The sequence below is a fragment of the Mesorhizobium sp. Mes31 genome (genome assembly GCF_024519675.1).
GTDB lineage: Bacteria > Pseudomonadota > Alphaproteobacteria > Rhizobiales > Rhizobiaceae > Mesorhizobium.
Genome location: NZ_JALJRL010000006.1, coordinates 79,847 through 102,419 on the forward strand (window position 1 = coordinate 79,847; position 22,573 = coordinate 102,419).

General features: G+C 63.2%; 21 protein-coding genes and 1 other RNA gene. 13 read left to right on the forward strand and 9 right to left on the reverse strand.

The features are described 5' to 3' along the window. Positions 1–443 precede the first annotated feature (443 nt). Complete coding sequence (locus NR193_RS12220; RefSeq protein ID WP_256751088.1) at positions 444–1,361, reverse strand: DMT family transporter; 918 nt, start codon at positions 1,359–1,361, stop codon at positions 444–446. A gap of 207 nt (positions 1,362–1,568) precedes the next feature. Here NR193_RS12220 and NR193_RS12225 point away from each other — a divergent pair, with 207 nt between their 5' ends. Further along, on the forward strand, positions 1,569–2,789 hold the full coding sequence (locus tag NR193_RS12225; RefSeq protein ID WP_091580275.1) for an alanine racemase: 1,221 nt from the start codon (positions 1,569–1,571) through the stop codon (positions 2,787–2,789). 108 nt (positions 2,790–2,897) lie between these two features. Here the strand turns inward: NR193_RS12225 and NR193_RS12230 are convergent, their stop codons facing one another. Further along, positions 2,898–4,076, reverse strand: coding sequence for a lytic murein transglycosylase (locus NR193_RS12230; protein ID WP_256751089.1), 1,179 nt, complete (start codon positions 4,074–4,076; stop codon positions 2,898–2,900). A 127-nt stretch (positions 4,077–4,203) separates the two neighbouring features. Next, positions 4,204–4,998 (reverse strand): glycoside hydrolase family 25 protein, encoded by a 795-nt coding sequence (locus NR193_RS12235; RefSeq protein ID WP_256751090.1) that lies wholly within the window; start codon positions 4,996–4,998, stop codon positions 4,204–4,206. A 290-nt stretch (positions 4,999–5,288) separates the two neighbouring features. On the opposite strand from NR193_RS12235, the gene NR193_RS12240 reads away from it, so the two are divergent. Further along, on the forward strand, positions 5,289–6,668 hold the full coding sequence (locus NR193_RS12240) for a serine hydrolase (RefSeq protein ID WP_256751091.1): 1,380 nt from the start codon (positions 5,289–5,291) through the stop codon (positions 6,666–6,668). Between the two features lie 33 nt (positions 6,669–6,701). Here the strand turns inward: NR193_RS12240 and NR193_RS12245 are convergent, their stop codons facing one another. The 5 genes from NR193_RS12245 to NR193_RS12265 all read right to left on the reverse strand — a co-directional run bounded on the left by NR193_RS12245 (position 6,702) and on the right by NR193_RS12265 (position 13,188). Then, positions 6,702–7,010 (reverse strand): HigA family addiction module antitoxin, encoded by a 309-nt coding sequence (locus NR193_RS12245; RefSeq protein ID WP_256751092.1) that lies wholly within the window; start codon positions 7,008–7,010, stop codon positions 6,702–6,704. Between the two features lie 8 nt (positions 7,011–7,018). After that, on the reverse strand, positions 7,019–7,315 hold the full coding sequence (locus NR193_RS12250) for a type II toxin-antitoxin system RelE/ParE family toxin (protein WP_256751093.1): 297 nt from the start codon (positions 7,313–7,315) through the stop codon (positions 7,019–7,021). Positions 7,316–7,435: 120 nt separating this feature from the next. Beyond that, entirely contained in the window at positions 7,436–8,101 is a 666-nt protein-coding gene (locus tag NR193_RS12255) for a class I SAM-dependent methyltransferase (protein WP_256751094.1), read from the reverse strand. After that, positions 8,098–9,396 carry a DUF3419 family protein gene (locus NR193_RS12260; protein ID WP_256751095.1) on the reverse strand — a complete coding sequence of 433 codons (1,299 nt, stop codon included), beginning with the start codon at positions 9,394–9,396 and terminating at the stop codon, positions 8,098–8,100. The genes NR193_RS12255 and NR193_RS12260 overlap by 4 nt, the downstream gene beginning before the upstream one ends. Positions 9,397–9,555: 159 nt before the next feature. Beyond that, positions 9,556–13,188: a hydantoinase B/oxoprolinase family protein gene (locus tag NR193_RS12265; protein ID WP_256751096.1), complete on the reverse strand. Its 3,633-nt coding sequence runs from the start codon at positions 13,186–13,188 to the stop codon at positions 9,556–9,558. A gap of 179 nt (positions 13,189–13,367) precedes the next feature. Between NR193_RS12265 and NR193_RS12270 the strand changes: the two genes are divergently transcribed. The 7 genes from NR193_RS12270 to NR193_RS12300 all read left to right on the forward strand — a co-directional run bounded on the left by NR193_RS12270 (position 13,368) and on the right by NR193_RS12300 (position 17,422). After that, positions 13,368–13,574 (forward strand): hypothetical protein, encoded by a 207-nt coding sequence (locus NR193_RS12270; RefSeq protein ID WP_256751097.1) that lies wholly within the window; start codon positions 13,368–13,370, stop codon positions 13,572–13,574. A gap of 166 nt (positions 13,575–13,740) precedes the next feature. Continuing rightward, positions 13,741–14,460, forward strand: a complete 720-nt coding sequence (locus NR193_RS12275) for a DnaJ family molecular chaperone (RefSeq protein WP_091580597.1) — start codon at positions 13,741–13,743, stop codon at positions 14,458–14,460. Further along, positions 14,457–15,212 carry an N-acetylmuramoyl-L-alanine amidase gene (locus tag NR193_RS12280; protein ID WP_256751098.1) on the forward strand — a complete coding sequence of 252 codons (756 nt, stop codon included), beginning with the start codon at positions 14,457–14,459 and terminating at the stop codon, positions 15,210–15,212. The genes NR193_RS12275 and NR193_RS12280 overlap by 4 nt, the downstream gene beginning before the upstream one ends. A gap of 210 nt (positions 15,213–15,422) precedes the next feature. Beyond that, positions 15,423–16,130 carry a lytic transglycosylase domain-containing protein gene (locus NR193_RS12285; protein ID WP_256751099.1) on the forward strand — a complete coding sequence of 236 codons (708 nt, stop codon included), beginning with the start codon at positions 15,423–15,425 and terminating at the stop codon, positions 16,128–16,130. A 133-nt stretch (positions 16,131–16,263) separates the two neighbouring features. Beyond that, an RNA gene (rnpB, locus tag NR193_RS12290) (RNase P RNA component class A) lies at positions 16,264–16,673 on the forward strand. A gap of 174 nt (positions 16,674–16,847) precedes the next feature. Next, positions 16,848–17,123, forward strand: coding sequence for a type II toxin-antitoxin system ParD family antitoxin (locus tag NR193_RS12295; RefSeq protein ID WP_126042949.1), 276 nt, complete (start codon positions 16,848–16,850; stop codon positions 17,121–17,123). Further along, positions 17,120–17,422: a type II toxin-antitoxin system RelE/ParE family toxin gene (locus tag NR193_RS12300; protein WP_256751100.1), complete on the forward strand. Its 303-nt coding sequence runs from the start codon at positions 17,120–17,122 to the stop codon at positions 17,420–17,422. Before NR193_RS12295 ends, NR193_RS12300 begins: the two co-directional genes overlap by 4 nt. Before the next feature lie 8 nt (positions 17,423–17,430). Here the strand turns inward: NR193_RS12300 and NR193_RS12305 are convergent, their stop codons facing one another. Then, the gene (locus tag NR193_RS12305; RefSeq protein WP_256751101.1) at positions 17,431–18,546 is read right to left on the reverse strand and encodes a cystathionine gamma-lyase; all 1,116 of its coding nucleotides are present in this window, start codon (positions 18,544–18,546) and stop codon (positions 17,431–17,433) included. A gap of 410 nt (positions 18,547–18,956) precedes the next feature. Between NR193_RS12305 and mraZ the strand changes: the two genes are divergently transcribed. From mraZ to NR193_RS12325, 4 genes are read left to right on the forward strand one after another with little or no spacing between them, the layout of a single operon-like run. Then, the gene (gene mraZ, locus NR193_RS12310; protein ID WP_056582893.1) at positions 18,957–19,415 is read left to right on the forward strand and encodes a division/cell wall cluster transcriptional repressor MraZ; all 459 of its coding nucleotides are present in this window, start codon (positions 18,957–18,959) and stop codon (positions 19,413–19,415) included. Then, positions 19,412–20,428, forward strand: coding sequence for a 16S rRNA (cytosine(1402)-N(4))-methyltransferase RsmH (rsmH, locus tag NR193_RS12315; protein WP_256751102.1), 1,017 nt, complete (start codon positions 19,412–19,414; stop codon positions 20,426–20,428). The genes mraZ and rsmH overlap by 4 nt, the downstream gene beginning before the upstream one ends. Positions 20,429–20,432: 4 nt before the next feature. Further along, positions 20,433–20,828: a hypothetical protein gene (locus NR193_RS12320; RefSeq protein ID WP_256751103.1), complete on the forward strand. Its 396-nt coding sequence runs from the start codon at positions 20,433–20,435 to the stop codon at positions 20,826–20,828. Continuing rightward, positions 20,825–22,534 (forward strand): penicillin-binding protein 2, encoded by a 1,710-nt coding sequence (locus NR193_RS12325; protein WP_256751104.1) that lies wholly within the window; start codon positions 20,825–20,827, stop codon positions 22,532–22,534. The genes NR193_RS12320 and NR193_RS12325 overlap by 4 nt, the downstream gene beginning before the upstream one ends. The last annotated feature ends 39 nt before the right edge of the window (positions 22,535–22,573 follow it).

Sequence of the window (22,573 nt, forward strand, 5' to 3'; positions counted from 1 at the left end):
CGAATCGGTTGGACTATTGGGTGCTGGTCTTCCCGTCTTGGCGGGTCAGGGAAGAAAGCCCATAATAAGGGCTCCGATGAAGGCGAACGCAGCACAGATCATCAATGCGTTGATTGGCCTCGTAAGTCCCATGGCATAGCCTCCTCTTAAAGAGCTATGCTTGGGAGTCTAGGTTCATTTGTGCCACAGGCAAGCGGAAAATGTGCTGCATTGCGACGTGATTGTGGGATTTGCGACCTCGGTTTTGCCGTTAGACGTTGAAACTCCTAGGCAAAACCCGGCTTCGGACCTGTGAATAAATTGTGGCGGTGGTGTGTCGCTGCCGTGTCATGGCAGCGCTACCGTATCGGCCCGAAAGTCGAATTCGACTTCCGGAAAGCACCATGAGGCGATTCAATTTAAGTGTTTGGAGCGTCCTTCGCGCGTCCAGTTGGCGCGGCGCTCTAACCTCGACCGAACACTCGCCCGTCGATGGTGACGAGGCCAAGCGCGATCAGCACCACGCCGCCGATTTCGAACAGTTCGAGCCGCTCGCCGAGGAACAGGAAGCCAAGCAGCATGGCGCTGGCCGGCACGATGAGCGTGACCAGCGAGGCGTTGGTGGCGCCGGCCGAGGCGACGAGGTTGAAATAGAGGATGTAGGCGAAGGCGGTGGACAGCAGCGCCAGCGCCAGCACCGCCGCCCACACCGGGGGCGAGGCCGAGACCAGGCCAGCGGGGCCATAGGTGAAGAGCACGATCGGGATCATGATGATGGTCGAGGCGGTCAGCTGGCCGGTGGCGATGACCGGCGAGGGCACGCCCTTGAAGCGGCGGGCGACCATCAGGGCAATTCCATAAGACAGTGAAGCGCCGATCAGCGCGAATTTGGCCCAGACCGGGCCGCCGAGCCCGGCAAGCAGGCCGGGACCGATCATCACCGCCGTGCCGGCGATGCCGAGTGCAATGCCGGCGAACTTGTTCCAGGACAGCTTTTCGTCTGATGTCAGCGCATTGGCGAGGATCAGCGTCCAGAATGGCGTCGTCGCGTTGAGCACCGAGGCGACACCGGCGCCAAGCTGGGTCTGGCCGGCGAAGATCAGCGAGAAGGGGATGACGTTGTTGGTGAGCGCCAGCAGGAAGAACAGGCCGGCGTGAGGAAAGGCGAGCCGGAAGGACGGTCCGCGCAGACCGAGATAGACCTGCAGCGCGATCGCGGCGATGGCGACGCGAAACAGCACCAGCACCAGCGGGTGAAGCTCAGCCACCGCGATGCGGGCGAAGAAGAACGAGCCGCCCCAGATCGCGCCGAGCAGCAGGAGCTGCCCCCAGTCCTTGAGCACCATCGGCCCGCGTGGCGTGGATGTCGCGGCTATTGCCATGTGATCGTCCTCCCAGACAGCCTGAATGCTAGCCAGTCAGGCGGAAGGCATATCGGGTTCGGCGACAAGGGCCACCCGAAACCTGATTGATGGCAGACGCTGCCGCCAAAGACCTAGCGCCGCCGCCTCAGCGCCGCGAGACACAGAATTGTTTTCATTAGCCGCTAGCTTGGATTAATTGTGCGCAGCCGAGGTGAGGATTCGTCCATGCAACGATTCGAGAATGCCCGCGAGGCGGCACTGGCGCTTCGCCCGGACGATCCGATCTATTGCTTCCGCCCGCAGGTGCTGAAGGCCGACGCGCGACAGTTCATGGGCATGTTCCCGGGCAAGACCGCCTATGCGGTCAAGACCAATGGCGAGCAGATTGTGCTGAAGACCCTGGTCGAGGCCGGCGTCAATGCCTTCGACGTCGCTTCGCCCGGCGAGTTCGCCGCCGTGCGCGCCGTCTCCGCCGATGCCGAGATGCTCTATATGCACCCGGTCAAGGCGCAGTCGGACATCAAGCTGGCGCTGGAGAAGTACGGCATCCGCGTCATTTCGCTCGACCATGAGGACGAGATCACCAAGCTGACGCGGGTGGTGCGCGCGCTCGACATCGATCCGGGTTCGATCAGCGTGTTCGTGCGGGTGCAGACCAAGGGCCTCGCCGCCTACGAATTGTCGAAGAAGTTCGGCGCCGGGCCTGCCTATGCCGTCGAGCTGGCGGAGCGGCTCAACCGCACCGGCTACAAGGTTGGCCTGTGCTTTCATGTCGGCAGCCAGATCGAGGATCCCGACACTTATGAGCGGGCGCTGGCCTCGGCTGACTGGGTGCGCAACCGGCTGACCTTCGACATTGCCGGGCTCGATGTCGGCGGCGGTTTTCCGGCCGAATACGGGCACGATCCCAACCGCAAGCAGATCGAGATGCCGTCGCTCGGCCAGATCATGTCACGGCTGTCCGGCGACCTGAAAGAATACCAGTTCGACCAGATGCCGCTGGTCGCGGAGCCGGGCCGGGTGATCGTCGCGCGCTGCCTGTCGCTGATCGTGCGGGTGCTGCTGCGCAAGGGCAAGCGGCTCTACATCAATGACGGCATCTGGGCATCGCTGTCGGATTCGTGGACCGGCAAGATCACGCTGCCGGCACGCTTCATTCCCGACCCGGCGATCCGCTCGCGCAATGGCGAGGAAAAGAACATCGTGCCGTTCAAGGTCTGCGGGGCGACCTGCGATTCCGTCGACATCCTGTCGCGACCGTTCTGGCTGCCGGAAACGGTCGACACCGGCGACTGGATCGAGATCGGCCATATCGGCGCCTATTCGCTGTCGCTCAGGACCCGCTTCAACGGCTTTTATCCCGACACGTTCGTCGAGGTGACGACGCCGTTCGACGAGGGCGACGCGCCACAAGGGTTTGCCAGCCTGGAGACGATGGCTGACTAGTGAGTAGGGAATAGGCAGTAGGCAGTAGGCAGTAGCGAATGGGGGATTTATCTTCTTCGCTACTCGCTACTCGCTACTCGCTACTCGCTACTCGCTACTCGCTACTCGCTAAAGCCTCGCCAGCAGATCCGGCGTTGGCCAGCCATCCACTGGCAGGCCAAGCCGCATCTGCTCCTTGCGGATCGCTTCGCGGGTGTTGGTGCCCAGGATGCCGTCGACTGTGCCGACATCGTAGCCCCTGGCTTCCAGCTTGGTCTGCAAAGCCTTCATCTGGTCGTTGTCGAGGCCGGTCTCGGGATCGCGCGGATCGAACTGCGGCGCGCCCGCCAGCCTGTTGGCGAGATTGGCCGCGGTCAGCGCGTAGGTGAAGGACTGGTTCCACTCGAGATAGACGTCGAAATTGTCGTAGGTGAGGAAGGCAGGACCCTTGCGCCCCATCGGCAAGGCCAGGCCGGCCTTCAGGCCGTTGTCGACCAGCGGCGTGCCGTTCGGGTTGGTGACCCCCCACAGCGCCCATTGCGACAGCGGCAATTTGTTGGTGCGTCCGGTCTGGTCCCACGGCATGTCGTCGGGCAGGCGGACTTCCTCGATCCAGGGCTGGTCGCGCTTCCAGCCGCGCGACAGCACCTTGTTGGCCGTGGTCATGATGACGTCCGGGACACTGTCGCGCAGGTCGACCTTGCCGTCACCGTCGCCGTCGACGCCGCGCGCCAGATAGTCCGAAGGCAGGATTTGTGTCTGGCCGATCTCGCCGGCCCAGGCGCCCGTGACGTTCTCCGGCAGCACACCGCGATCGATCAGCGTCAAAAGAGGAATGAGTTGCGGTCGGAAAAGCTGTGGGCGGCGGCAATCATGGGAGAGCGTCACCAGGGCGCTCAGCGTGTGGAAATCACCCTGAACGGCGCCGAAATCGGTTTCCAGCGCCCAGAAGGCGGCGATGATCGGTGCCTGGACGCCGAACTGCTGGTCGGCGCGGGCGAAGACGTCGGCGTATTTCTTCAGGTTTGCCGCACCTTGCTTCAGCCGGTAGGCCGAGATCATGCGGTTGGAGAATTCGATGAAGGTCTGGGTGAAGACGCCCTGGGCGCGGTCGCGCGCCAGAACCTTGTCGTCGATGGTCGCATCCTCCAGCGCGTCGAGGCCGGCGGTGCCGACGCCGGCCGCCTTGGCTTCCGCCGCCACGCCCTGCTTCCAGGCTTCGAAGTCGCCGCCGCATTCCTGCGCCATCGCCGGCAAGGCCGTGGCGCACAAGAACAGCGCCGCGAGGGCTTTCGAACGCAGTCGCATCGGCTTCCTTTCGACATTCAGAATTCCAGGGCGTCCTTGCGCAGCAATCGGGGCGCGGAGCTCTGGAGTACCGGCGGTTGCAGACTTTACCGCTGGCTGTGTCGAAAAGCAGGCGGCAAGCCCGGTGTCAACGGGTGTTCTGCCGCAGCCACTTGTTCCAGGCGGCTTCACTGCCGTTGAAGACGTTGATGTCGGACTTGCCGGTCATGCCGGGAACGATGCCGGTTCCGGTATACTGCCAGAAGGTGAAGGGGTGGCTGCCGTATTTCTCGCGCGGATGGCCGGCGACGGAGCGCAGCCAGTAGGGGTAGCCGCGGAAGGTCGACAGCTGGTTGTCGTCGAAGAAATCGACCGAGGTGTAGATGATCGGCTTCTTGCCGTAGTGCCGTTCGACGATTTCGAGGAAGGTGGTCATCTCCGCGCGCACCGTGGCGGCGTCGGGGCGCAGCCTGCAGGTCGGCGATTTCGGGTTCCATTCCATGTCGAGGACCGGCGGCATCGCCGAGCGATCGACAGGGACATTTTGGATGAACCAGCGCGCCTGCTGGGCAGCAGGAGTGCAGAAATAGAAGAAATGATAGGCCGCGCGCGGAACACCGTTGGCTTTCGTGCGGGCCCAATGCTCGTTGAAATATTCATCGAAGCGGTCGCCGCCCTCCGTCGCCTTGATGAAGGCGAAGGAGATGCCGCTGGCCTTGGCCGCCGGCCAGTCGACGGAGGTCTGGTATTTGGAGACGTCGGTGCCGTGAACGGCATAGTTCCACGGCGCGCCGCTGTCCCATTCATGCGGCTTGGAATCGGCAAAGCGGGGCGCGCGCACGGCGACCGTCTGGCTGCTGGACGGCGACAGCGGCGAGAGATCGTCCACGGTCGAGCAGGCGCCGAGCAGCGTCAGCATGAAAAGGGCCGCAAGACGGCGCATCGCAATTCCCGAGCCGGATTCAGCCGGTCGCTGATGGGTCTGTGCACTGATGGCCGCCGCTTGGTCTGGCCCCCTCCGAGCGATCGCCCCACAGCATCGCCCAGCATCTTCATTTTCTCGTGCATGTCGTTGTCCCAAAACCGCTGCGCACTTTTGGGCGACATGCATCCCTGTGATCGCCGATCATGGTTGATAATCGGTTGACGGCGCTCGACAAGCACCACGATTTGCGGAAGCAATGGCGGCAAATCGATGACATAAGGCTCAGGCGAGAGCCTGGGAGGAAATAAATGCGGTTTGTCGTCAAGCTCATCAAATGGCTTCTCGGCCTGATCGTGCTGGCGGTCGCTGCTTTGTTTGCCTGGCTTTACATCGCGCCGCCCGAATTGATCCGTGTCGGCGCGGGCTATTCGGCCAAGATCGTGTGCTCGAACGTCTTCATCGCCGGCCGCGACCCCAACGAGGTGCTTGCCGTCGACGTGCAGGCGCCCGGGCATCCTTTGCTGCGGCTGATGCGGGTCTCGGTCGACAAGAACCGGGGCACGGTCTCGGCGGGACTGCTTGGCTTCCTCGGCAAGAGCGTCGCCGTTGCCCGCGACGGGCTGGGCTGCGCCTCGGTTCCCGATGGCGATGTCGGCAAGGCGCGGCACACGGCGATCCATAGCGAGCCGTCGGCGGTTAGCCAGGATGCACTGTGGCCGGACGGCGAGCGGGTCGATGCATCGCAGGACCCGGTGATTGCAAAACTGCTCGACGATGCGGCGCTGACCGGCACCGGCATGCGCGCGGTGGTGGTGGTCAAGAACGGCCGCGTCGTCGCCGAGCGCTATGGCGACGGCTTTTCGGCCAAGACGCCGCTGCTCGGCTGGTCGATGACCAAGACGGTCAATGCCGCGCTCATCGGCACGCTGGTCAAGGACGGCAAGATGGCTGTCACCGACAAGGGGCTGTTCGCGCCGTGGAAGGCCGACGGTCGCGCCGCGATCAGCCTTGCCGACATGATGGCGATGTCGAGTGGGCTGGAGTTCAACGAGGACTATGGCGACGTCGCCGATGTCACGCGCATGCTCTATCTCGAACCCGACATGGCGGGCTTTGCCGAATCAAAGCCGCTGGCGGCCGAAGTGGGCAAGGTGTTTTCCTATTCGAGCGGCACGGCGGTGATGCTGTCGCGGCTGTGGCAGGGCGCGATCGGCGACAAGGCCAAGGCGCTGACGTGGCCGCGCACGGCGCTGTTCGAGCCGCTCGGCATGCACAGCGCGGTGCTCGAGACCGACGAGCAGGGCACCTTCGTCGGCTCGTCCTATCTCTACGCCACGGCGCATGACTGGGCGCGCTTCGGCCAGTTCCTGTTGCAGGGTGGTGTGTGGAACGGCAACCAGGTGCTGCCGGCCGGCTTCGTCGACTGGATGCGGGAGCCGGCGCCCGCCTCGAAAGTCTACGGCAAGGGCCAGCTGTGGATCGAGGCACCGGGCGACGAGGATAGCCCCGGCGCAGGCGTGGCCGCCGGCCTGCCCAAGGACACCTACTGGATGGAAGGGCATGACGGGCAGACGGTCACCATCATTCCATCAGAGCAACTGGTCGTGGTGCGGCTTGGGTTGACGCCGACCAAGCTCGGCTACCGCCCGCAGACGATGGTGGGGGCGCTGGTGAAGGCGCTGCATTAGAGGAACACGGCGGTCGATCGCCGCAATTCTTGTCTAGGCAGCTGTCGGCAAGGGCTTGGCGCGATCAACACGTGCCCGCTCGTCGGGCGAATTCATAACTGCCCAAAGATCGCTGCGGCGCTGGGTATTCAACCAGAAATCCGGGCTGTTGCCAAACACCCGCGCCAGAATAAGCGCGGTTGCCGCCGTTACGCTACGGCGGTCGTTGCACAATTCGTTCACATGCTTGCGTTGAACGCCCATTGCCTCGGCCAAAGCCGCCTGCGTCAAGCCAAGCGGCTGCATGAATTCTTCCGTGAGAATTTCGCCAACCGTTGCTGGCTTGCGTGCGGTCATCAACATGTTTCACCTCACCTATAGCTGTGGTCGTCGAGATAGATGTCCGATGCCTCACCCCGGCCGCCATCCCAGCGGAAGACCAGCCGCCATTGCTTGTTGACGCGGATCGAATGCAAGCCTTCGAGATTGCCGCGCAATTTCTCGAAATGGTTGCTGGGCGGGACACGCAAATCCTGATCGATCATCGCGTCGTCAATCATCTGGAGCTTACGGAACAGACGGCTTTCGAGATCGGACGGGATGTTGCGGGAATGGACGTCTTCCACGAAGAAGGCCCGCAGCCATCCGTCCCTAAAGCCGACGATCATTACATGCTTCCAGCATGGAGGCGGTGTACCACTCCTGGGGTCAAAAAACAACGTGCGACCCAGCGCGGCACAGTTGCCATCGCACCATCGACGGATTGGATCGTCGTCCCAACCGCAATATTATCTGGCGATCTTGATGACCGCCAGCCAGGCGTAACCGCGATAAAGCGTGCGGAAACGGAAGCTTGCGCCGGTTCGCCGCGATTCCGATTCCAGAACCTCGCGCAGGGTCGAGCGCGGTGCGACGTGGAATTTCCTGAGCCAGCCGCGCAGCAGGGTCCGGAACCAGCGCGGCAGGCCCTCCTGCTGGCCGAAGTCGACGACATGCAGCGAACCGCTGGGGCAGAGGGCGGCAAGTGCCGCCGACACCGTCTTCTCCCAGCCGGGGATCATCGACAGTGAATAGGACACGAAGATGCGATCGAAGCCAACGCGTCCGAACAGCGCCTTGGCATCGAATGCCGTGGCGTCGCCCTGGGCAAGCGTGACGCGATCGAGCAAGCCCTCGCGGGCAATCGCAGCGCTGGCCGTCTCCAGCATTTCGGCTGAAATATCGAGGCCAAAGAAGTGGGCATCGGGATAGCGGCGGGCGGCGAGGATGATGTTGCGGCCGGTGCCGCAGCCGAGTTCCAGCACGCTGCCGCCGACCGGTACATCGAGCCCGTCGATCAACCGGTCGCGGCCAAGCAGGTAGTATTTGCGGGTCAGGTCGTAGATGTGACGCTGCCAGCGGTACACGCCGTCCATCAGTTCGGCGTGGCTGGCCGGCAGCTCCGTCGTGCTCATGCCGGGCGCTTCACATAGAGGTGGAAGCCGCCATAGATGGCCGAGCGGTCGCGGGCCGAGAATTCGCGCGAGGCCTCGTCCTGATAGTCCCACTGATCGAGCAGCGAGGTTGAGACCCGGCCCGGCAGCAGGCTGGGCTCGGCGGCGGTGCGGAAGATGACGCGGGCGCCGGCCGAGGCGGTACGGCTGATTTCCGACCACAGGGCATTGAGCTGGTCATCGGTCATCCAGTCCTGCGCATCGAGCAGGACGAAACGGTCGACCGAGCCGGCATCCTTGCCGGCGAGGAACTCGATCAGATTGGCATGGTGGATGGCGACGCGGTCGATGTTGCCGCGGATGGTGTCGTAGTTCTGCTTTTCCAGATAGGCGGGCAGGGCGGCCTCGCCGGGTTCGGGATAGCGGCGGGCGAAAGCCTGCCAGGCGAAGTAGTTATTCTGCAAGGGAAAATCGCAGGCGAGCTTTTCCAGCCGGGCTTTCAGCACGCTGGCCATGGTGCCGTCACCCGAGGTGATCAGCGAATCGTACTGTGCCGGCGGAATGCCGAGGCCGAACAGCGAAGCCTTGCGCGAGGTCGCCCATTTCAGCAGCGGTTTGTCGAAGACCGGCGCCAGTTCCTCATTGAAGAAGCGCCGCTGCTCGCCAATGTTGCGGGCCTGCATGATGCCGGCCGGGTCGACGCCGAAGAATTTCGCCGTGCGATGGCCCATGGCGATGAACAGGCCGAGCAGGCCGGTCTGGTAAAAATTGCTGTCGAAGACTGCGATGCGCCTGCGGCCGCGCCAGTTGCGGCGCTCCCAATAGTGACGGCTGACTGGATCGAGATGCGGTGCGATGAAACGGTCATAGGCTTGCGAATTGTGGCTGGTATCGGCGGCGCCGAAGAAGCGGAACAGGTCGCCCTGCGACGGCAAATGGCGCACCGCCTCCAGCTTCATGCGGTTCAGCGCGATGTGGGCCGCGTTGAGGTCGACTGCGTCGACCCGTGCCGGCGAGCGGGTGAGGTAGGCGAGGATGTTGCAGCCACCCGAGGCGATGGTGACGACGCGGTGGCCTTGGCCAAGCTGCATCGCTTCCATGTCGACATTGGGATCTTCCCAGATCTGCGGATAGACGAGGCCGGAAAACAGGAAGGCGAACAGCCGTTCGGAAATGCCGGCTTTTGAGAGCGGGCGGTTCTGGTAGACGGCTTTTCCAACTTCCTTGCCGCGGCGAAAAACCAGATCCGAGGAGACGTCCGTCATGACAAAGTGATTCCCCATTTGCTTTGTCGCAAGCGGGTAACCCAGGGTCATGACAGCCCGGTGACAGTCGGAAGCATCGATAATTCTACTGCGGCGGTCATCTGACGCGGCTTTCTGCGCTTCCGGTGCTCACGGACTTCAATGTCCGCTCCGCTCCGGTTCTCGAAAGCCACGTCACCTGACTCGCCGCAGCGAATTCTCGAAGCTTCCTCAGGCGCGGCCAAACCCGCCCGGCGTCGGCGTCGTCAGAATGACGGCGTCGCCCGCCTGAAGCACGGTCTGGTCGCAGGCCTTCAGCATTTCGATCGTGCCGTTCTTGCGACGGATCCTGGTCGAGCCGACCTCACCGTTGCCGCCGCCGTCCAGGCCTTGCGGAGGCCGGTTGCGGTGCGAGGACAGGATCGCGCATTCCATCTTTTCGAGGAAGCGGATGGTGCGTTTGGTGCCGTCGCCGGCATTCCATCGGCCCTTGCCGCCCGAGCCTTCGCGGATGTGGAAATCCTCGAGCAGCACGGGAAAGCGCAGTTCCAGCACTTCCGGGTCGGTGAGGCGCGAATTGGTCATGTGGGTGTGGACGCCGGAGGTGCCGGCAAAGCCGCGTCCGGAGTTCATGTGCCCGGCCGGTGAGCCGGAGCAGATCGTTTCGTAGTATTGATACTGCTTGTTGCCGAAGGTGAGGTTGTTCATCGTTCCCTGCGCATTGGCCATGGCTCCCATGGCGCCGAACAGCGCGTTGGTGACATGCTGCGAGGTCTCGACATTGCCGGCGACGACTGCCGCCGGATAGGACGGTTTGAGCATGCAACCGTCGGGGATGATGATGTTGATGGGCCGCAGACAGCCGGCATTCATCGGGATCATGTCCTCGACCATGACGCGGAAGGCGTAGAGCACCGCCGCGCGCGCCACAGGCTCGGGCGCGTTGAAATTGTTCTTCATCACCGGCGAGGTGCCGGTGAAGTCGACGGTTGCCTCGCGCTTTTGCCGGTCGATCGTGATCTTCACCCTGATGACCTGGCCGGTGTCGGTCGGGTACTCATATTGCGAGGAATCCGGCAGCCGTTCCAGCACGCGGCGCACGCTTTCGGCGGCATTGTCCTGGACATGACCCATATAGGCCTCGACGACATCGAGGCCGAAATGCGCGACCATCTTGCGCAGTTCGGCGACACCCTTCTCGTTGGCGGCAATCTGCGCCTTGAGGTCGGCGATGTTCTGGTGCGGGTTGCGGGCCGGGTAGCGGTGGTCCGTGAGCAGCGTATGCAATTCCTTCTCGCGGAATTTTCCACGATCGACGATGCGGAAATTGTCGAACAGCACGCCTTCCTCGTCGACCGTGGTGGCGAGCGGCGTCATCGAGCCGGGCGCCGTGCCGCCGATGTCGGCATGATGGCCGCGCGAGGCCGCCCAGAAGAGGATGTTCTGCTTGATGTCGTCGAACACCGGCGTCACCACGGTGATATCGGGCAGATGCGTGCCGCCATTGTAGGGAGCATTGAGGGCAAAGACGTCGCCGGGGTGGATGTCGCCGGAATTGAGCCGGATGATGGTTTCGACCGAACGATCCATGGAGCCCAGATGCACCGGCATGTGCGGCGCATTGGCGACCAGGGCGCCGCTGTGGTCGAAGACGGCACAGGAAAAATCCAGCCTTTCCTTGATGTTGACGGAATAGGCGGTGTTTTGCAGCGTCACGCCCATCTGTTCGGCGATCGACATGAACAGGTTGTTGAAGACTTCCAGCATGACCGGGTCGGCTTCGGTGCCGAGCGCCGCCTGCCGGCGCTTTTTCTCGACGCGGCGCAAGAGCACATGGTTCCTGGCGGTGATTTGGGCCTGCCAGCCCGGCTCGACGACAACGGTCTGGTTCGGCTCGATAATCAAGGCGGGACCGGCAATCCTGTTGCCCGGCTTCAACGCGTCGCGAAGGAAGACGCCGGAAGCACGCCACGCCCCTTCGGTGAAGATTTCGCGGGCCTGCGAAGGGCTCAAGGTGAGATCTTCGGTCGCTGAATCATTCTCGTCGCGGCGGGCACTGCCGGTGTCGGTGCCTTCGACGCCGACTGTCTCGACGATCATCGGCTTGTCGTCATAGACGAAACCGAACTGCGCCTTGTGGGCGATCTCGAAATCGCGCTTGGCCTGGAAAATCGAGTCCGCCTCGAAACTCACCGGCAATGTCGTGTCAGTGCCGTCATAGCGGATGTGCAGCACGGGTTTCGCGGCAACGGCACCCTCGGCGATGCCTTGCGCCGCGAGCTCGGCGATGACGGCTTTTCTCAAGGTAGCAATGAGGGTGTCGATCTCGGTTCTGGACTCTTCGGCAAGAGGCTTGAGCAGTGCCTGCTGGCGTGAGGCAAAGACCGAGGCCAAACCGATGCCGTAGGCTGAAAGCAGACCGGAGAACGGGTGGATCAGCACCGCCTCCATGCCGAGTGCGTCGGCAACCAGGCAGGCGTGCTGGCCGCCGGCGCCACCAAAGCAGTTCAGGAGATATTCGGTGACGTCGTAGCCACGCTGCACGGAAATCTTCTTGATGGCGTTGGCCATGTTCTCGACGGCGATGGTGATGAAGCCTTCGGCAACCGCTTCCGGCGGCCGGCCGTCGCCGATCTCGGCGGCGAGCGCCGCGAGTTTCTCGCGCACGATCCCGACATCGAGCGGCTCGTCCTGGCCGGGGCCGAAGATCGCGGGGAAGAATTCCGGCTGCAGCTTGCCCAGCATGACGTTGGCGTCGGTAACGGCCAGGGGGCCGCCGCGCCGGTAGGCTGCCGGGCCTGGATTGGCGCCGGCGGAGTCCGGCCCGGCACGGAAGCGGCCTGCCTCGTAGTGCAGGATCGAGCCGCCGCCGGCGGCGACGGTGTGGATGCGCATCATCGGGGCCCGAACGCGCACACCGGCGACTTCGGTATCGAAGGCGCGCTCATACTCGCCGTCATAGTGGGCGACGTCGGTGGACGTGCCGCCCATGTCGAAGCCGATGACCTTGTCGAAGCCGGCGAGCTTCGCCGTCTCGACCATGCCGACAACGCCGCCGGCCGGCCCGGACAGCAGCGCATCCTTGCCCTGGAACATGTCGGCGGCGGTGAGGCCGCCCGACGACATCATGAACATGAGATGCGGGGATTGGCCGCTCTCTCCCGCCGTGACGCCCAGTTCCCCCGCCACCCTTTGCACATAGCGCGACAGGATCGGCGACAGATAGGCGTCGACCACGGTGGTGTCGCCGCGTCCGACCAGCTTGATCAGCGGCGACACCTCGTGGCTGACCGAAACCTGGCCGAATCCAAGCTTGCGGCAGATTTTTGCCACCGCTTTCTCGTGATCGGGATATTTCCAGGCATGCATGAAGACGATGGCCACGGCATCGATGCCATCGGCTTTCGCCTGCTCGATCACCGGCCGGCAGGCTGCGACGTCGAGCAATCGTTCGACGCAGCCGTCGGCGAGCACGCGCTCGTCGACCTCGATGACGCGCTCGTAGAGCTGCTCGGGAAGGATGATCTCCTTGGCGAAGATGTCGGGCCGCGCCTGGTAGGCAATCCTGAGCGCATCGCGAAACCCCTTGGTGATGAGCAACAGGACGCGGTCGCCCTTGCGCTCCAGCAATGCGTTGGTGGCGACCGTGGTGCCCATCTTGATGTCGCCGATCAGGCCGGGCGGGATCGCGGCGCCGGAGCGCAGGCCGAGAAGGTCGCGAATGCCCTGGATGGCGGCATCGGCATAGGCTTCGGGATTCTCCGATAGAAGCTTGCGCGGATGCAGCCCGCCTTGCGGGTCACGACCGATGACATCGGTGAAGGTGCCGCCGCGGTCGATCCAGAAATCCCACTTCGGGGTCATGCGGCATGCTCCGGCATTCTTGTCGATGCAATCTGTTAGTTCGCAATGGCTTGGCCTGCAACGGCCATGCGCATGATGTTACATGCGGACACGCAACGTTACGAAACTCATATCCATCTGATGCATTTTCTCTTCAACCGCCTACCGGCAACGGGGGCGTTGCTAGAAGGAGAGATATCATGAAGAAACTTATTCTTGCTTCAGTTTCGGCTCTTGCCTTGCTTGGCGTCGCAGCCTGCAGCGACAGCGGCAAAGATAACACCACCACCCAGAGCACCAACCCGCCGGCCGCCGAACAGCCGATGAAGCCCGCTGCTCCGGCCGATAATTCCACCAAGCCCGCCGAGCCGGCTCCGGCAACGCCTGCTCCTGCCCCCGCGCAGTAGTTAGTCTCAGTAGCAGTACTTGTATCGGTAAGTGTGTCTTGGGAGAGAAGGCCGGCCTCGCGCCGGCCTTCTCTTTGCCGGGGTCCTCTTTGCCAGCCCTTCACAACCCCGATACCGGCCGTTATTGGCTTGATAGCGGGGACCGGTTGGCTCTATGAAGCGGGCCATGTCGATTTGGGATCGCCTCGGCGACTTCATCACGCGGGTTTCGTCTTCAGCCACGTCGGGTGTCGCCGACGTCGTCGAGGCCGTGCGCACGGTTTTCTCCGGCGATGCCGATCTGCGTCGCCGCGTCGCCTTCTCGGTGGCAATGATCGCGCTATCGGCCAAGATGGCCAAGGCCGATGGCATCGTCACCCAGGATGAGGTGCGTGCCTTCCAGGAAATATTCGAAGTGCCGCAGAAAGAAGCGCGCAACGTGGCGCGGCTGTTCGACCTCGCCCAGCGCGACGTGGCCGGTTTCGAGACCTATGCCGAGCGGATGGCGCAGCTTTGCGGCTCGGGCCATTCGAACTGCGTGATGCTGGAGGACATACTCGACGGCCTGTTCCACATCGCCAAGGCCGACGGGCTGGTGCATGAGCGCGAAGGCGTTTTCCTGCACCGTATTGCCGAGATTTTCCGCATCGACGAGGCGCATTACGAAAGCATCATGGCGCGGCACGTCAATCTCGGCGCCGGGGACCCCTATATTGTTCTCGGCATCGAGCGCGGCAAGCCGTTCGAGGAGGTCAGGAAGCGGTATCGCAAGCTGGTTTCCGACAACCATCCCGACCGGCTGATCGCACGCGGCCTGCCGCAGGAGTTCATCAAGATTGCGACGACCAGGGTCGCTGCGATCAATGCGGCCTATGAGATGATCGAGCGGGGCCTGCGGCACGCATGAGCGGCTTCCTGCCCGACGAGCCACGTGCCGAGGTCAGGGTGTCGCCGAATTTCGGGCCAAGGCGCGACATGCTCGGACCCGACATGATCGTGCTGCACTACACCGGCATGGCGACAGGGGCCGGGGCTGAAGCGTGGCTGTGCGATCCGGCCAGCGAAGTCTCGTCGCACTATCTCGTCCATGAGAATGGCCACATCGTGCAGATGGTCAGGGAAAGCGACCGCGCCTGGCATGCCGGCAAGGGCTCGTGGTTCGGACGCACCGACATCAATTCCTGTTCGGTGGGCATCGAGATCGTCAATCCGGGACATTCGCTCGGCTATCGCGATTTCCCCGGGCGACAGATCGACGCCGTGATTGACCTGTGCAGGGGGATCGCCAGGCGGCATTCGATCGCTGCCGAGCGGGTGCTGGCGCATTCCGACGTGGCGCCGGGGCGCAAGATCGATCCGGGCGAGAAATTTCCGTGGAAAGCCCTGTTCGAAGCCGGTATCGGCCATTTCGTGCCGGCAGCCCCGGTCAGGCGAGGGGCCGCGCTCGAGGTCGGCGCCGTGGGCGCCGAGGTCGAGGCGCTGCAGTCGATGCTGGCGCTCTATGGCTATGGTGTCGAAATATCGGGCATTTTCGACCGGCGAACGGAGATCGTCGTCGAGGCGTTTCAGCGGCATTTCCGGCCGCGCAAAGTGGATGGCGTTGCCGATGGCTCGACGCTGCGAACGCTGCAAAGGCTGCTGGCTTCCGTGAGACCCTGACCCGAAGGAAGGTCTCGGCCAAGTAATCCTTTTCCAATCCTTAGTTACAACGTGTCACGCAAAGTGACTTGCCTGGCCTTGTTTGGCACCAAATCGAGCGTCAAACGGCTGACGTGCAGATATCGGACCTCCAGCCCCCCCGGATGTTCCGATATTAATTGAGCGTTGCTGCGCGAATGTCTTCGCGCGGTTCAGACAGAACAGGATCACATGCGAAAATTGACCGTTGTAACGGCAGCTCTTGCTGCCGGCGTAGTGACTTTTGCCTTCAGCGCCGCCAATGCCGCGCCACTCAGCCAGCGGGCCGATCAAGGGTTCATCGCGGTATCGGCAAAAAGCGGCAAGGCCACGCTGGCTAGAGGCGGCAAGACGCAGGCAAGCCACGGCGCGAAGCGGGTTTCCGCCAAAGCGGAAAAGGTGAGCTGGAAAAAGAAGTCCACCGCCAAAAGGCAGACGAAGCGCGGCCGCAAGACCATCGACATGACGACAACGGCATCGATTGGTCTCAGGAACGCGGCGGCGTCGACGGCCGCGGTGGCCAACAGCGGTCAGTATTCCGCGATCGTCGCACGCTATGCCGCGAGCTACGGCGTACCGGTTTCACTCGCGCAGGCCGTCATCAGGATCGAGAGCAACTACCGGCCGAACATGGTCGGCAGCGCCGGCGAGATCGGCCTTATGCAGATCAAGCCGGCAACGGCACGGATGATGGGCTACAGCGGTTCGGCCAAGGGGCTCTTCGATCCGGATACCAACATCAAATACGGGATGAAGTATCTCGCCATGGCGCAGGATCTGGGCGGTGGCACCACCTGCGGCACGATCCTGAAATACAATGCCGGCCATGCCGCGACGCGGATGAACCCGGTGTCGGCCGCCTATTGCAGCAAGGTCAAGGTGCAGATGGCGGCGCTGTAGTCGACTGCCTGTGAGAAGCCGGCCGCTTGGACCGACGTGTGGTCATTCGACCGCACAAAGTACACTCTAACACTTTGAGCTATGCCGGCTTTTTCGTTTGCGTTTTCGGACGTGAACCCCTTTATACGCCTTGCCAGCTGGCTGGGCGGCCGCACCCACAAATGCCGAAAGGCTGTGGGTGAGGAAAGTCCGGGCTCCATGGAAACACGGTGCCGGTTAATGGCCGGCGGGGGCGACCCCAGGGAAAGTGCCACAGAAAGCAAACCGCCACGATCCGGCTTGCCGGATTCGGGGCAAGGGTGAAAGGGTGGGGTAAGAGCCCACCGCGCGACTGGCAACAGGAGCGGCACGGTAAACCCCACCGGGAGCAAGACCGAATAGGGGCGGTGCGAGGGGAAACCCTCGAGGGCTGTTTCCGGCTCACCGTCCGGGTAGGTTGCGTGAGGCGCATGGCAACATGTGCCCAAGATGAATGGCCGCCACGTTCTCGCACCGCAAGGGGCGAGGGCCATACAGAACCCGGCTTACAGGCCAGCTGGCAATTTTCTCCCGCGATATCGAAGAGAAATCTCTTGAGATCAGCAGGTTGCGCCCTCCGGCGCGGCTGTTGATTCAAGCTGTCAGCTGGTCATCCGGGCGATGGAGGACTGGTCGTTGCTTGAACCTGGTACGATTAAATCGTACCATCGATCATCGAATGCCATCAGGAGCCTAAATATGGGACAGGTCGACAAACGCAGCATCACGCTGTCGCCGGAACTGGCGGCCGCGGTGGACGATGTGGTCGCTGCCGGCGAATATGCCTCGGCGAGCGAAGTGATCCGCGATGCGCTCAGGCAATGGAAGGACCGGCGCGATCTGCATGGCTATACCGTCGAGGAATTGCGAAAGCTTGTGCAAGAGGGGATCGACAGTGGACCCGGACGATTTGCGTCGATGGATGAAATCAAGGCCGAGGCACGGAGACGTTTGCGATCTGACGACGCGGCATGAATTTGCTGCCCATCGTTCGGAACGCGCGCGCTGAAGACGATCTGATCGCGATCTGGCTCCATGTTGCGCGCGACAGCGAGGCTGCAGCTGATCGGTTGCTCGACCGCATCGAGGCACGGTGGCAGCAACTGGCGATCTATCCTTTCTCAGGCGCGCCGCGCGACGATATCGCGCCCGGAATCCGTCATCTGGTCGTTGGCGACTACCTCACCTTGTATCGTGTCGGCGGTGGCGCGATCGAAATCATCCGCGTGCTGCACGGCAAGCGCAACATCGAAGCCGATGATCTCGGCTCGTAGTCGATTTGTCAGCCGCTGATTTTATCCAGCGACGCCTCGATCGCCTTCCAGAGTTCTTCCACAGGCTCGCAGCCCACCGACAGGCGAACGAAACCGGCGGGCACCGCATCGCCTCTCTTTGACCGGCGCTCGGCGGAGGTGTGGACGCCGCCGAAAGATGTCGCCGCCTGCATCAGGTCGCAGTTGTTGATGAAATCCTCGGCCTTGTCTTCCGAGGCGAGTTCGAAGGAGATCAGAAAGCCGAAGCGCTCCATCTGGGCGCGGGCAAGGTTGTGCGACGGATCGCTTTCGAGGCCCGGAAAACGCAGGCCGCTGATCGCCCGGTGGCCTTTCAGCCGCCGCGCGATCACTTCCGCCGAAGAGCACATGCGGTCGAAGCGCACATCCAGTGTTTCGAGGCCGCGATGCACCAGCCAGGCTTCGAACGGTCCGGGAATGCTGCCGGAAACTTCGCGCCAGCCGGTCACGGCGCTGATGATATCGGCATTGCGGCTAGCGACATGGCCGAACAGCACGTCGGAATGGCCATTGGGCGCCTTGGTGTCCGCGGCAACGACGATATCGGCCCCATGGTCGAGCGGCCGCTGGCCGAAGGGCGTCATCGTCGTGTTGTCGACGACAAGGAGCGCGCCCGCTCCGTGAGTGGCTTCGGCGACGGCCGCGATGTCGCAGATGTCCAGCCCCGGATTGGCGGGAGTTTCGACAAACGCCAGGCGGTAGCCTTCGAAGCCGCCATCGAGGAAGGTCGAGGTCGGCCTGACATCGTAGGCGATGCAGAGCGGCTTGAGGAAGCGGTCGGCCAGCGCCCTTGTCGTGTGATAGCCGTCCGAAGGCAGCAGGATGCGGTCACCGGCTTTGAGCACGGCAAAAAACGCCGCCGAGATTGCCGCCATTCCCGAAGGAAAGGCGACGCAGGGCGCGTCTTCCAGGTGGGCCAGCATATGCTCAACCGCGTCCCAGGTCGGGTTGCTGAAGCGGCCGTACTGGTTGAAACCGGTGGCGTCGCCAGGCGCGTGAAAAATGGCGGCCATGGTCAGGGGCAGCGGGATGGAATCGCCTGTCGCAAGCCCGCTGCGACGCAGATGAGGAAGTGCCGCCGCGCGGGATTTTGCTGTTTCAGACATCGAATTTCTAACCCTGTTGGCGACCGACGAGATGTGGCGCGACGCTATGCCCGGCAGCGGGTCTCGGCAAGCTTCGTCCGGTTGGGCCAGGCGGCTCTAAACGCTTCGTTAGGCTTAATGGACCATAAAGACGAGACGTGCCTTCAAGGCTGCTCTCATTGGCCGCGATGCGCATGTTTGTGAAGCCTATTCCCGTTGACGCCCATAGTGCCCCATGATATCCCATTTGCATACTCAAGCCTTCGTTCCGCGTCAGGGTAAAGCGTACGCCAATCGGGCAGCCGCGGCGGCTGCGCGTTTGCCGGGTTTTGCCCATGCGGATGAGGTTGGTACGGGGCAGGGAACGCGCTGCGGCGGTGCGTTTGACAAGATGGAGAGGGGTGCGGCGGCGCAAGCGGCTGTAACGCGTGATGGACCGGTTTCTGTCAAACACGGTGAGCAGAATCGATGCGAAGGGACGGGTGTCCGTTCCGGCGCATTTCCGCGCCGTCGTGCAGAAGCGCGGCTATTCGGAGCTCTACGCGCTGCGCTGCCTGGACCTGCCGGCGATGGATGTCGGCGGGTTGGACCTGCTCGACCGCTACGAGCAGCGAATCGCGCTCGAGGATCCCTTCTTGCAGACGGCGGACGACATGTCGTTCTTTTGCCATGGCGACGGCACCTTCCTGAAGCTCGATCAGGACGGCCGCATCACGATGAGCGATTTCATTCGCGAGCACACCGGCATTTCGGCGGAAGTGGCCTTTGTCGGACGCGGCAATTTCTTTCAGATCTGGGAGCCGGGACGGCTTGCTGCCTATGGCGCGCAGGCGCGGGCCCGGCTTTTGCAGCTTCGGCAGGGGACGAAGCCTGGGGAGCGACCGGAATGACGGTGGGCCACGGCGATGACCTTCACGCCGTTGGCGGATCGGCCCGCCACATTCCGGTCCTCCTTGGCGAAGTGCTTGAGGCACTGGCGCCGGCGGAGGGCGACATCATCATCGACGGCACGTTCGGCGCGGGCGGCTACACCAGGGCCATTCTGGCCACCGGGGCTTCCGTGGTGGCCATCGACCGCGACCCCGACGCCATCGCCGCCGGGCGCGATCTCGAAGCGCAATCAGGCGGCAGGCTGAGGCTGGTTCAGGCGCCGTTCTCGACGCTGGACGAGCATGTCGAGAGCGCCGACGGCGTCGTGCTCGACATCGGTGTGTCCTCGATGCAGCTCGACCAGGCCGAGCGCGGGTTTTCATTCCGCACCGATGGACCACTCGACATGCGCATGGCGCAGGCGGGCCTCAGCGCCGCCGATGTCGTCAACAGCTTCAAGCCGGGCGACCTTGCCCGCATCTTCGGCTTCCTCGGCGAGGAACGTCATGCCGGGCGCATTGCGCGCATGATCGAGGCTCGCCGCGAAAAGCGTCCGTTCGAGCGCACGCTGGAACTTGCCGACGCCATCGAGACGCATGTCGGCCGCGCGCCGAAGGACAAGATCCATCCGGCCACGCGCGTCTTCCAGGCGCTGCGCATCTTCGTCAATGACGAACTCGGCGAACTGGCCAAGGCCCTGTTCGCGGCCGAACGCGCGCTGAAGCCGGGCGGACGGCTCGCCGTGGTGACGTTTCATTCGCTGGAAGACCGCATCGTCAAGCGCTTCATCGCCGATCGGGCTGACGTCGCGACCGGCTCGCGTCACCTGCCCGAGGCTCATGCGCGCACCGCGACCTTCCGCAAGGCGGGTGGCGGCGTGACTGCCGGCGACGCCGAGGTCGCGGCCAATCCGCGCGCCCGTTCGGCCAGGCTGCGCGCGGCGATCCGTACCGAGGCGCCGGCGCGCAGCAGCGACTTTTCGATCTTCGGCCTTCCAAAGCTTCCTGGCATCGACCGGCCGGGAGAGAGGTGAGCACGTGTTTCGTACCAGCGACATTGTCCTGATCGCCGTCATGGTTTCGGCGGCGGCCCTGACCTACAAGACCAAGCGCGAGGCCGAGGAACAGCTGGCGGCGGTGCAGAAGATCCACGCCCAGATCCGCTATGAGGAGGACACGATCGACCTGCTCAAGGCCGACTGGAGCCTGCTCACCCAGCCGTCGCGGCTGCAGAAGCTGGCTGAACTCTACAAATCGCAGCTCGAGCTCGAGCCGGTCAGTGCCCGCCAGATCGTCGGTATCGGTGATCTGCCGGCCAAAGCCCTGGACATTCAGGACATCCTGAAAGGGCGCCAGGACGGCATGGCCGACAATTCCGACAAGGCGCCCTCGGGCGGCAAGGATCCCGTGATGACCGGAGGCATCGCCCAATGATCGGCAAACTGCTGAAGCGCCGCGTGAGCACGGGTGAAGCCGGATCGATCGTGGTCGAGGGCGCCCGCAAGGCGACCGGCGGCAAGGGCAGGACGCGCATCGTGATGACGATGGCGGTGTTCTTCGGCATCTTCTCGATCATTTCCGGGCGGCTGGTCTATCTCGGCTTCCAGACCCCCGACATGTCGGGCGGCCCGCAGAGCCGGGTGACGGCATCGCGGCCCGACATTGTCGATCGCAATGGTGAGGTGCTGGCGACGGACATCAAGACGGCGTCGCTGTTTGCCGAACCGCGCCGCATCGTCGACGCCGACGAGGCGATCGAGAAGCTGTCGACGGTACTTCCCGAGATCGACTACGAGCAGACCTACCACAAGCTGAAGAGCGGCGCCGGCTTCGTCTGGCTGCAGCGGCAGCTGACACCCAAGCAGCAGGCCGACATCATGCAGCTTGGCATTCCGGGCTTTGGCTTCCGCACCGAAAAGCGCCGTTTCTATCCGAGCGGCGAGACCTCATCTTACATTGTCGGCCTCACCAACATCGACAACCAGGGCATCTCCGGCATGGAGAAGTATATCGATGAGCAGGGCCTGAGCGACCTGCAGGCGTCGGGCCTGGCGGTGGCGAAGGATTTGAAGCCGGTGAAGCTGTCGATCGATCTGCGCGTCCAGCACATCGTGCGCGACGAGATCGCCGCCGGCCTGGAACGCTATCGCGCCATCGGTGCTGGCGCCGTTGTGCTCAACGTCAAGACCGGCGAAGTGGTGGCCATGGGCTCGGTGCCGGATTTCGATCCGAACAATCCCTACAATGCACAGGAAAAGGACCGGCTGAATCGGATGTCGGCGGGCCTCTATGAGATGGGCTCGACCTTCAAGAGCTTCACCTCGGCCATGGCGCTCGATTCCGGCAAAGCGACGATGGCGAGCCGCTTCGACGCCTCGCATCCAATCCGGGTCGGCCATCAGGCCATTCACGATTTCCACGGCAAGAACCGTGTGCTGTCGTTGCCGGAGGTGTTCCTTTATTCGTCCAACATCGGGTCGGCCAGGGAGGCCGAGCTGGTCGGCATCGAGGGGCACCGCGAATTCCTGCATCGCCTTGGAATTTTGGACAGGATGCAGACCGAACTGCCGGAAGTCGCCCGCCCGACTGAACCGAAGGTCTGGAAACAGGTCAATTCGTTCACCATCGCCTTCGGCCATGGTGTGTCGACGACGCCGCTGCAAGCGGCTGTCGGCTGCGCGGCGCTGATGAATGGCGGCTACCTGATCGAGCCGACATTCCTGGTCCGCAGCGAGCAGGATGCGATGGCGGTGGCCAAGAAAGTGGTCAGCGACAAGACGGTCGAAGGCATGCGCTACCTCTATACGCTCAACGCCGAGAAGGGCTCGGCCAGAAACGCCAGAGTCCCCGGCTACCGCGTTGGCGGCAAGACCGGAACGGCGGAGAAGGTCATCAATGGTCGCTACTCGAAGGACTTGAATTTCAATACCTTCGTCGCCGCCTTCCCGATGGACGATCCGCAATACCTGGTGTTTACCATTGCCGACGCTCCGCACCCGGAAAAGCCTGGCATGACAGATGTCGCGGCCGCGAATGCGGGGGTTATAGCCGGCAATATCATCAGGCGTTCAGCGGCCATACTTGGCGTCAAGCCAGATTTCAGCCATGAAAATGGTGCAACGCTGGTTTCCTATCAGTGATTCTTGGGGCGCGCCGGCAACTGCGCGCTATTTTGTTGC

Bases quoted from the DNA above. Each gene is read 5' to 3' on its own strand.
- NR193_RS12220 (WP_256751088.1), bottom strand. From the start codon at position 1,361: ATGGCAATAGCCGCGACATCCACGCCACGCGGGCCGATGGTGCTCAAG.
- NR193_RS12225 (WP_091580275.1), top strand. From the start codon at position 1,569: ATGCAACGATTCGAGAATGCCCGCGAGGCGGCACTGGCGCTTCGCCCG.
- NR193_RS12230 (WP_256751089.1), bottom strand. From the start codon at position 4,076: ATGCGACTGCGTTCGAAAGCCCTCGCGGCGCTGTTCTTGTGCGCCACG.
- NR193_RS12235 (WP_256751090.1), bottom strand. From the start codon at position 4,998: ATGCGCCGTCTTGCGGCCCTTTTCATGCTGACGCTGCTCGGCGCCTGC.
- NR193_RS12240 (WP_256751091.1), top strand. From the start codon at position 5,289: ATGCGGTTTGTCGTCAAGCTCATCAAATGGCTTCTCGGCCTGATCGTG.
- NR193_RS12245 (WP_256751092.1), bottom strand. From the start codon at position 7,010: ATGTTGATGACCGCACGCAAGCCAGCAACGGTTGGCGAAATTCTCACG.
- NR193_RS12250 (WP_256751093.1), bottom strand. From the start codon at position 7,315: ATGATCGTCGGCTTTAGGGACGGATGGCTGCGGGCCTTCTTCGTGGAA.
- NR193_RS12255 (WP_256751094.1), bottom strand. From the start codon at position 8,101: ATGAGCACGACGGAGCTGCCGGCCAGCCACGCCGAACTGATGGACGGC.
- NR193_RS12260 (WP_256751095.1), bottom strand. From the start codon at position 9,396: ATGACCCTGGGTTACCCGCTTGCGACAAAGCAAATGGGGAATCACTTT.
- NR193_RS12265 (WP_256751096.1), bottom strand. From the start codon at position 13,188: ATGACCCCGAAGTGGGATTTCTGGATCGACCGCGGCGGCACCTTCACC.
- NR193_RS12270 (WP_256751097.1), top strand. From the start codon at position 13,368: ATGAAGAAACTTATTCTTGCTTCAGTTTCGGCTCTTGCCTTGCTTGGC.
- NR193_RS12275 (WP_091580597.1), top strand. From the start codon at position 13,741: ATGTCGATTTGGGATCGCCTCGGCGACTTCATCACGCGGGTTTCGTCT.
- NR193_RS12280 (WP_256751098.1), top strand. From the start codon at position 14,457: ATGAGCGGCTTCCTGCCCGACGAGCCACGTGCCGAGGTCAGGGTGTCG.
- NR193_RS12285 (WP_256751099.1), top strand. From the start codon at position 15,423: ATGCGAAAATTGACCGTTGTAACGGCAGCTCTTGCTGCCGGCGTAGTG.
- NR193_RS12295 (WP_126042949.1), top strand. From the start codon at position 16,848: ATGGGACAGGTCGACAAACGCAGCATCACGCTGTCGCCGGAACTGGCG.
- NR193_RS12300 (WP_256751100.1), top strand. From the start codon at position 17,120: ATGAATTTGCTGCCCATCGTTCGGAACGCGCGCGCTGAAGACGATCTG.
- NR193_RS12305 (WP_256751101.1), bottom strand. From the start codon at position 18,546: ATGTCTGAAACAGCAAAATCCCGCGCGGCGGCACTTCCTCATCTGCGT.
- mraZ (WP_056582893.1), top strand. From the start codon at position 18,957: ATGGACCGGTTTCTGTCAAACACGGTGAGCAGAATCGATGCGAAGGGA.
- rsmH (WP_256751102.1), top strand. From the start codon at position 19,412: ATGACGGTGGGCCACGGCGATGACCTTCACGCCGTTGGCGGATCGGCC.
- NR193_RS12325 (WP_256751104.1), top strand. From the start codon at position 20,825: ATGATCGGCAAACTGCTGAAGCGCCGCGTGAGCACGGGTGAAGCCGGA.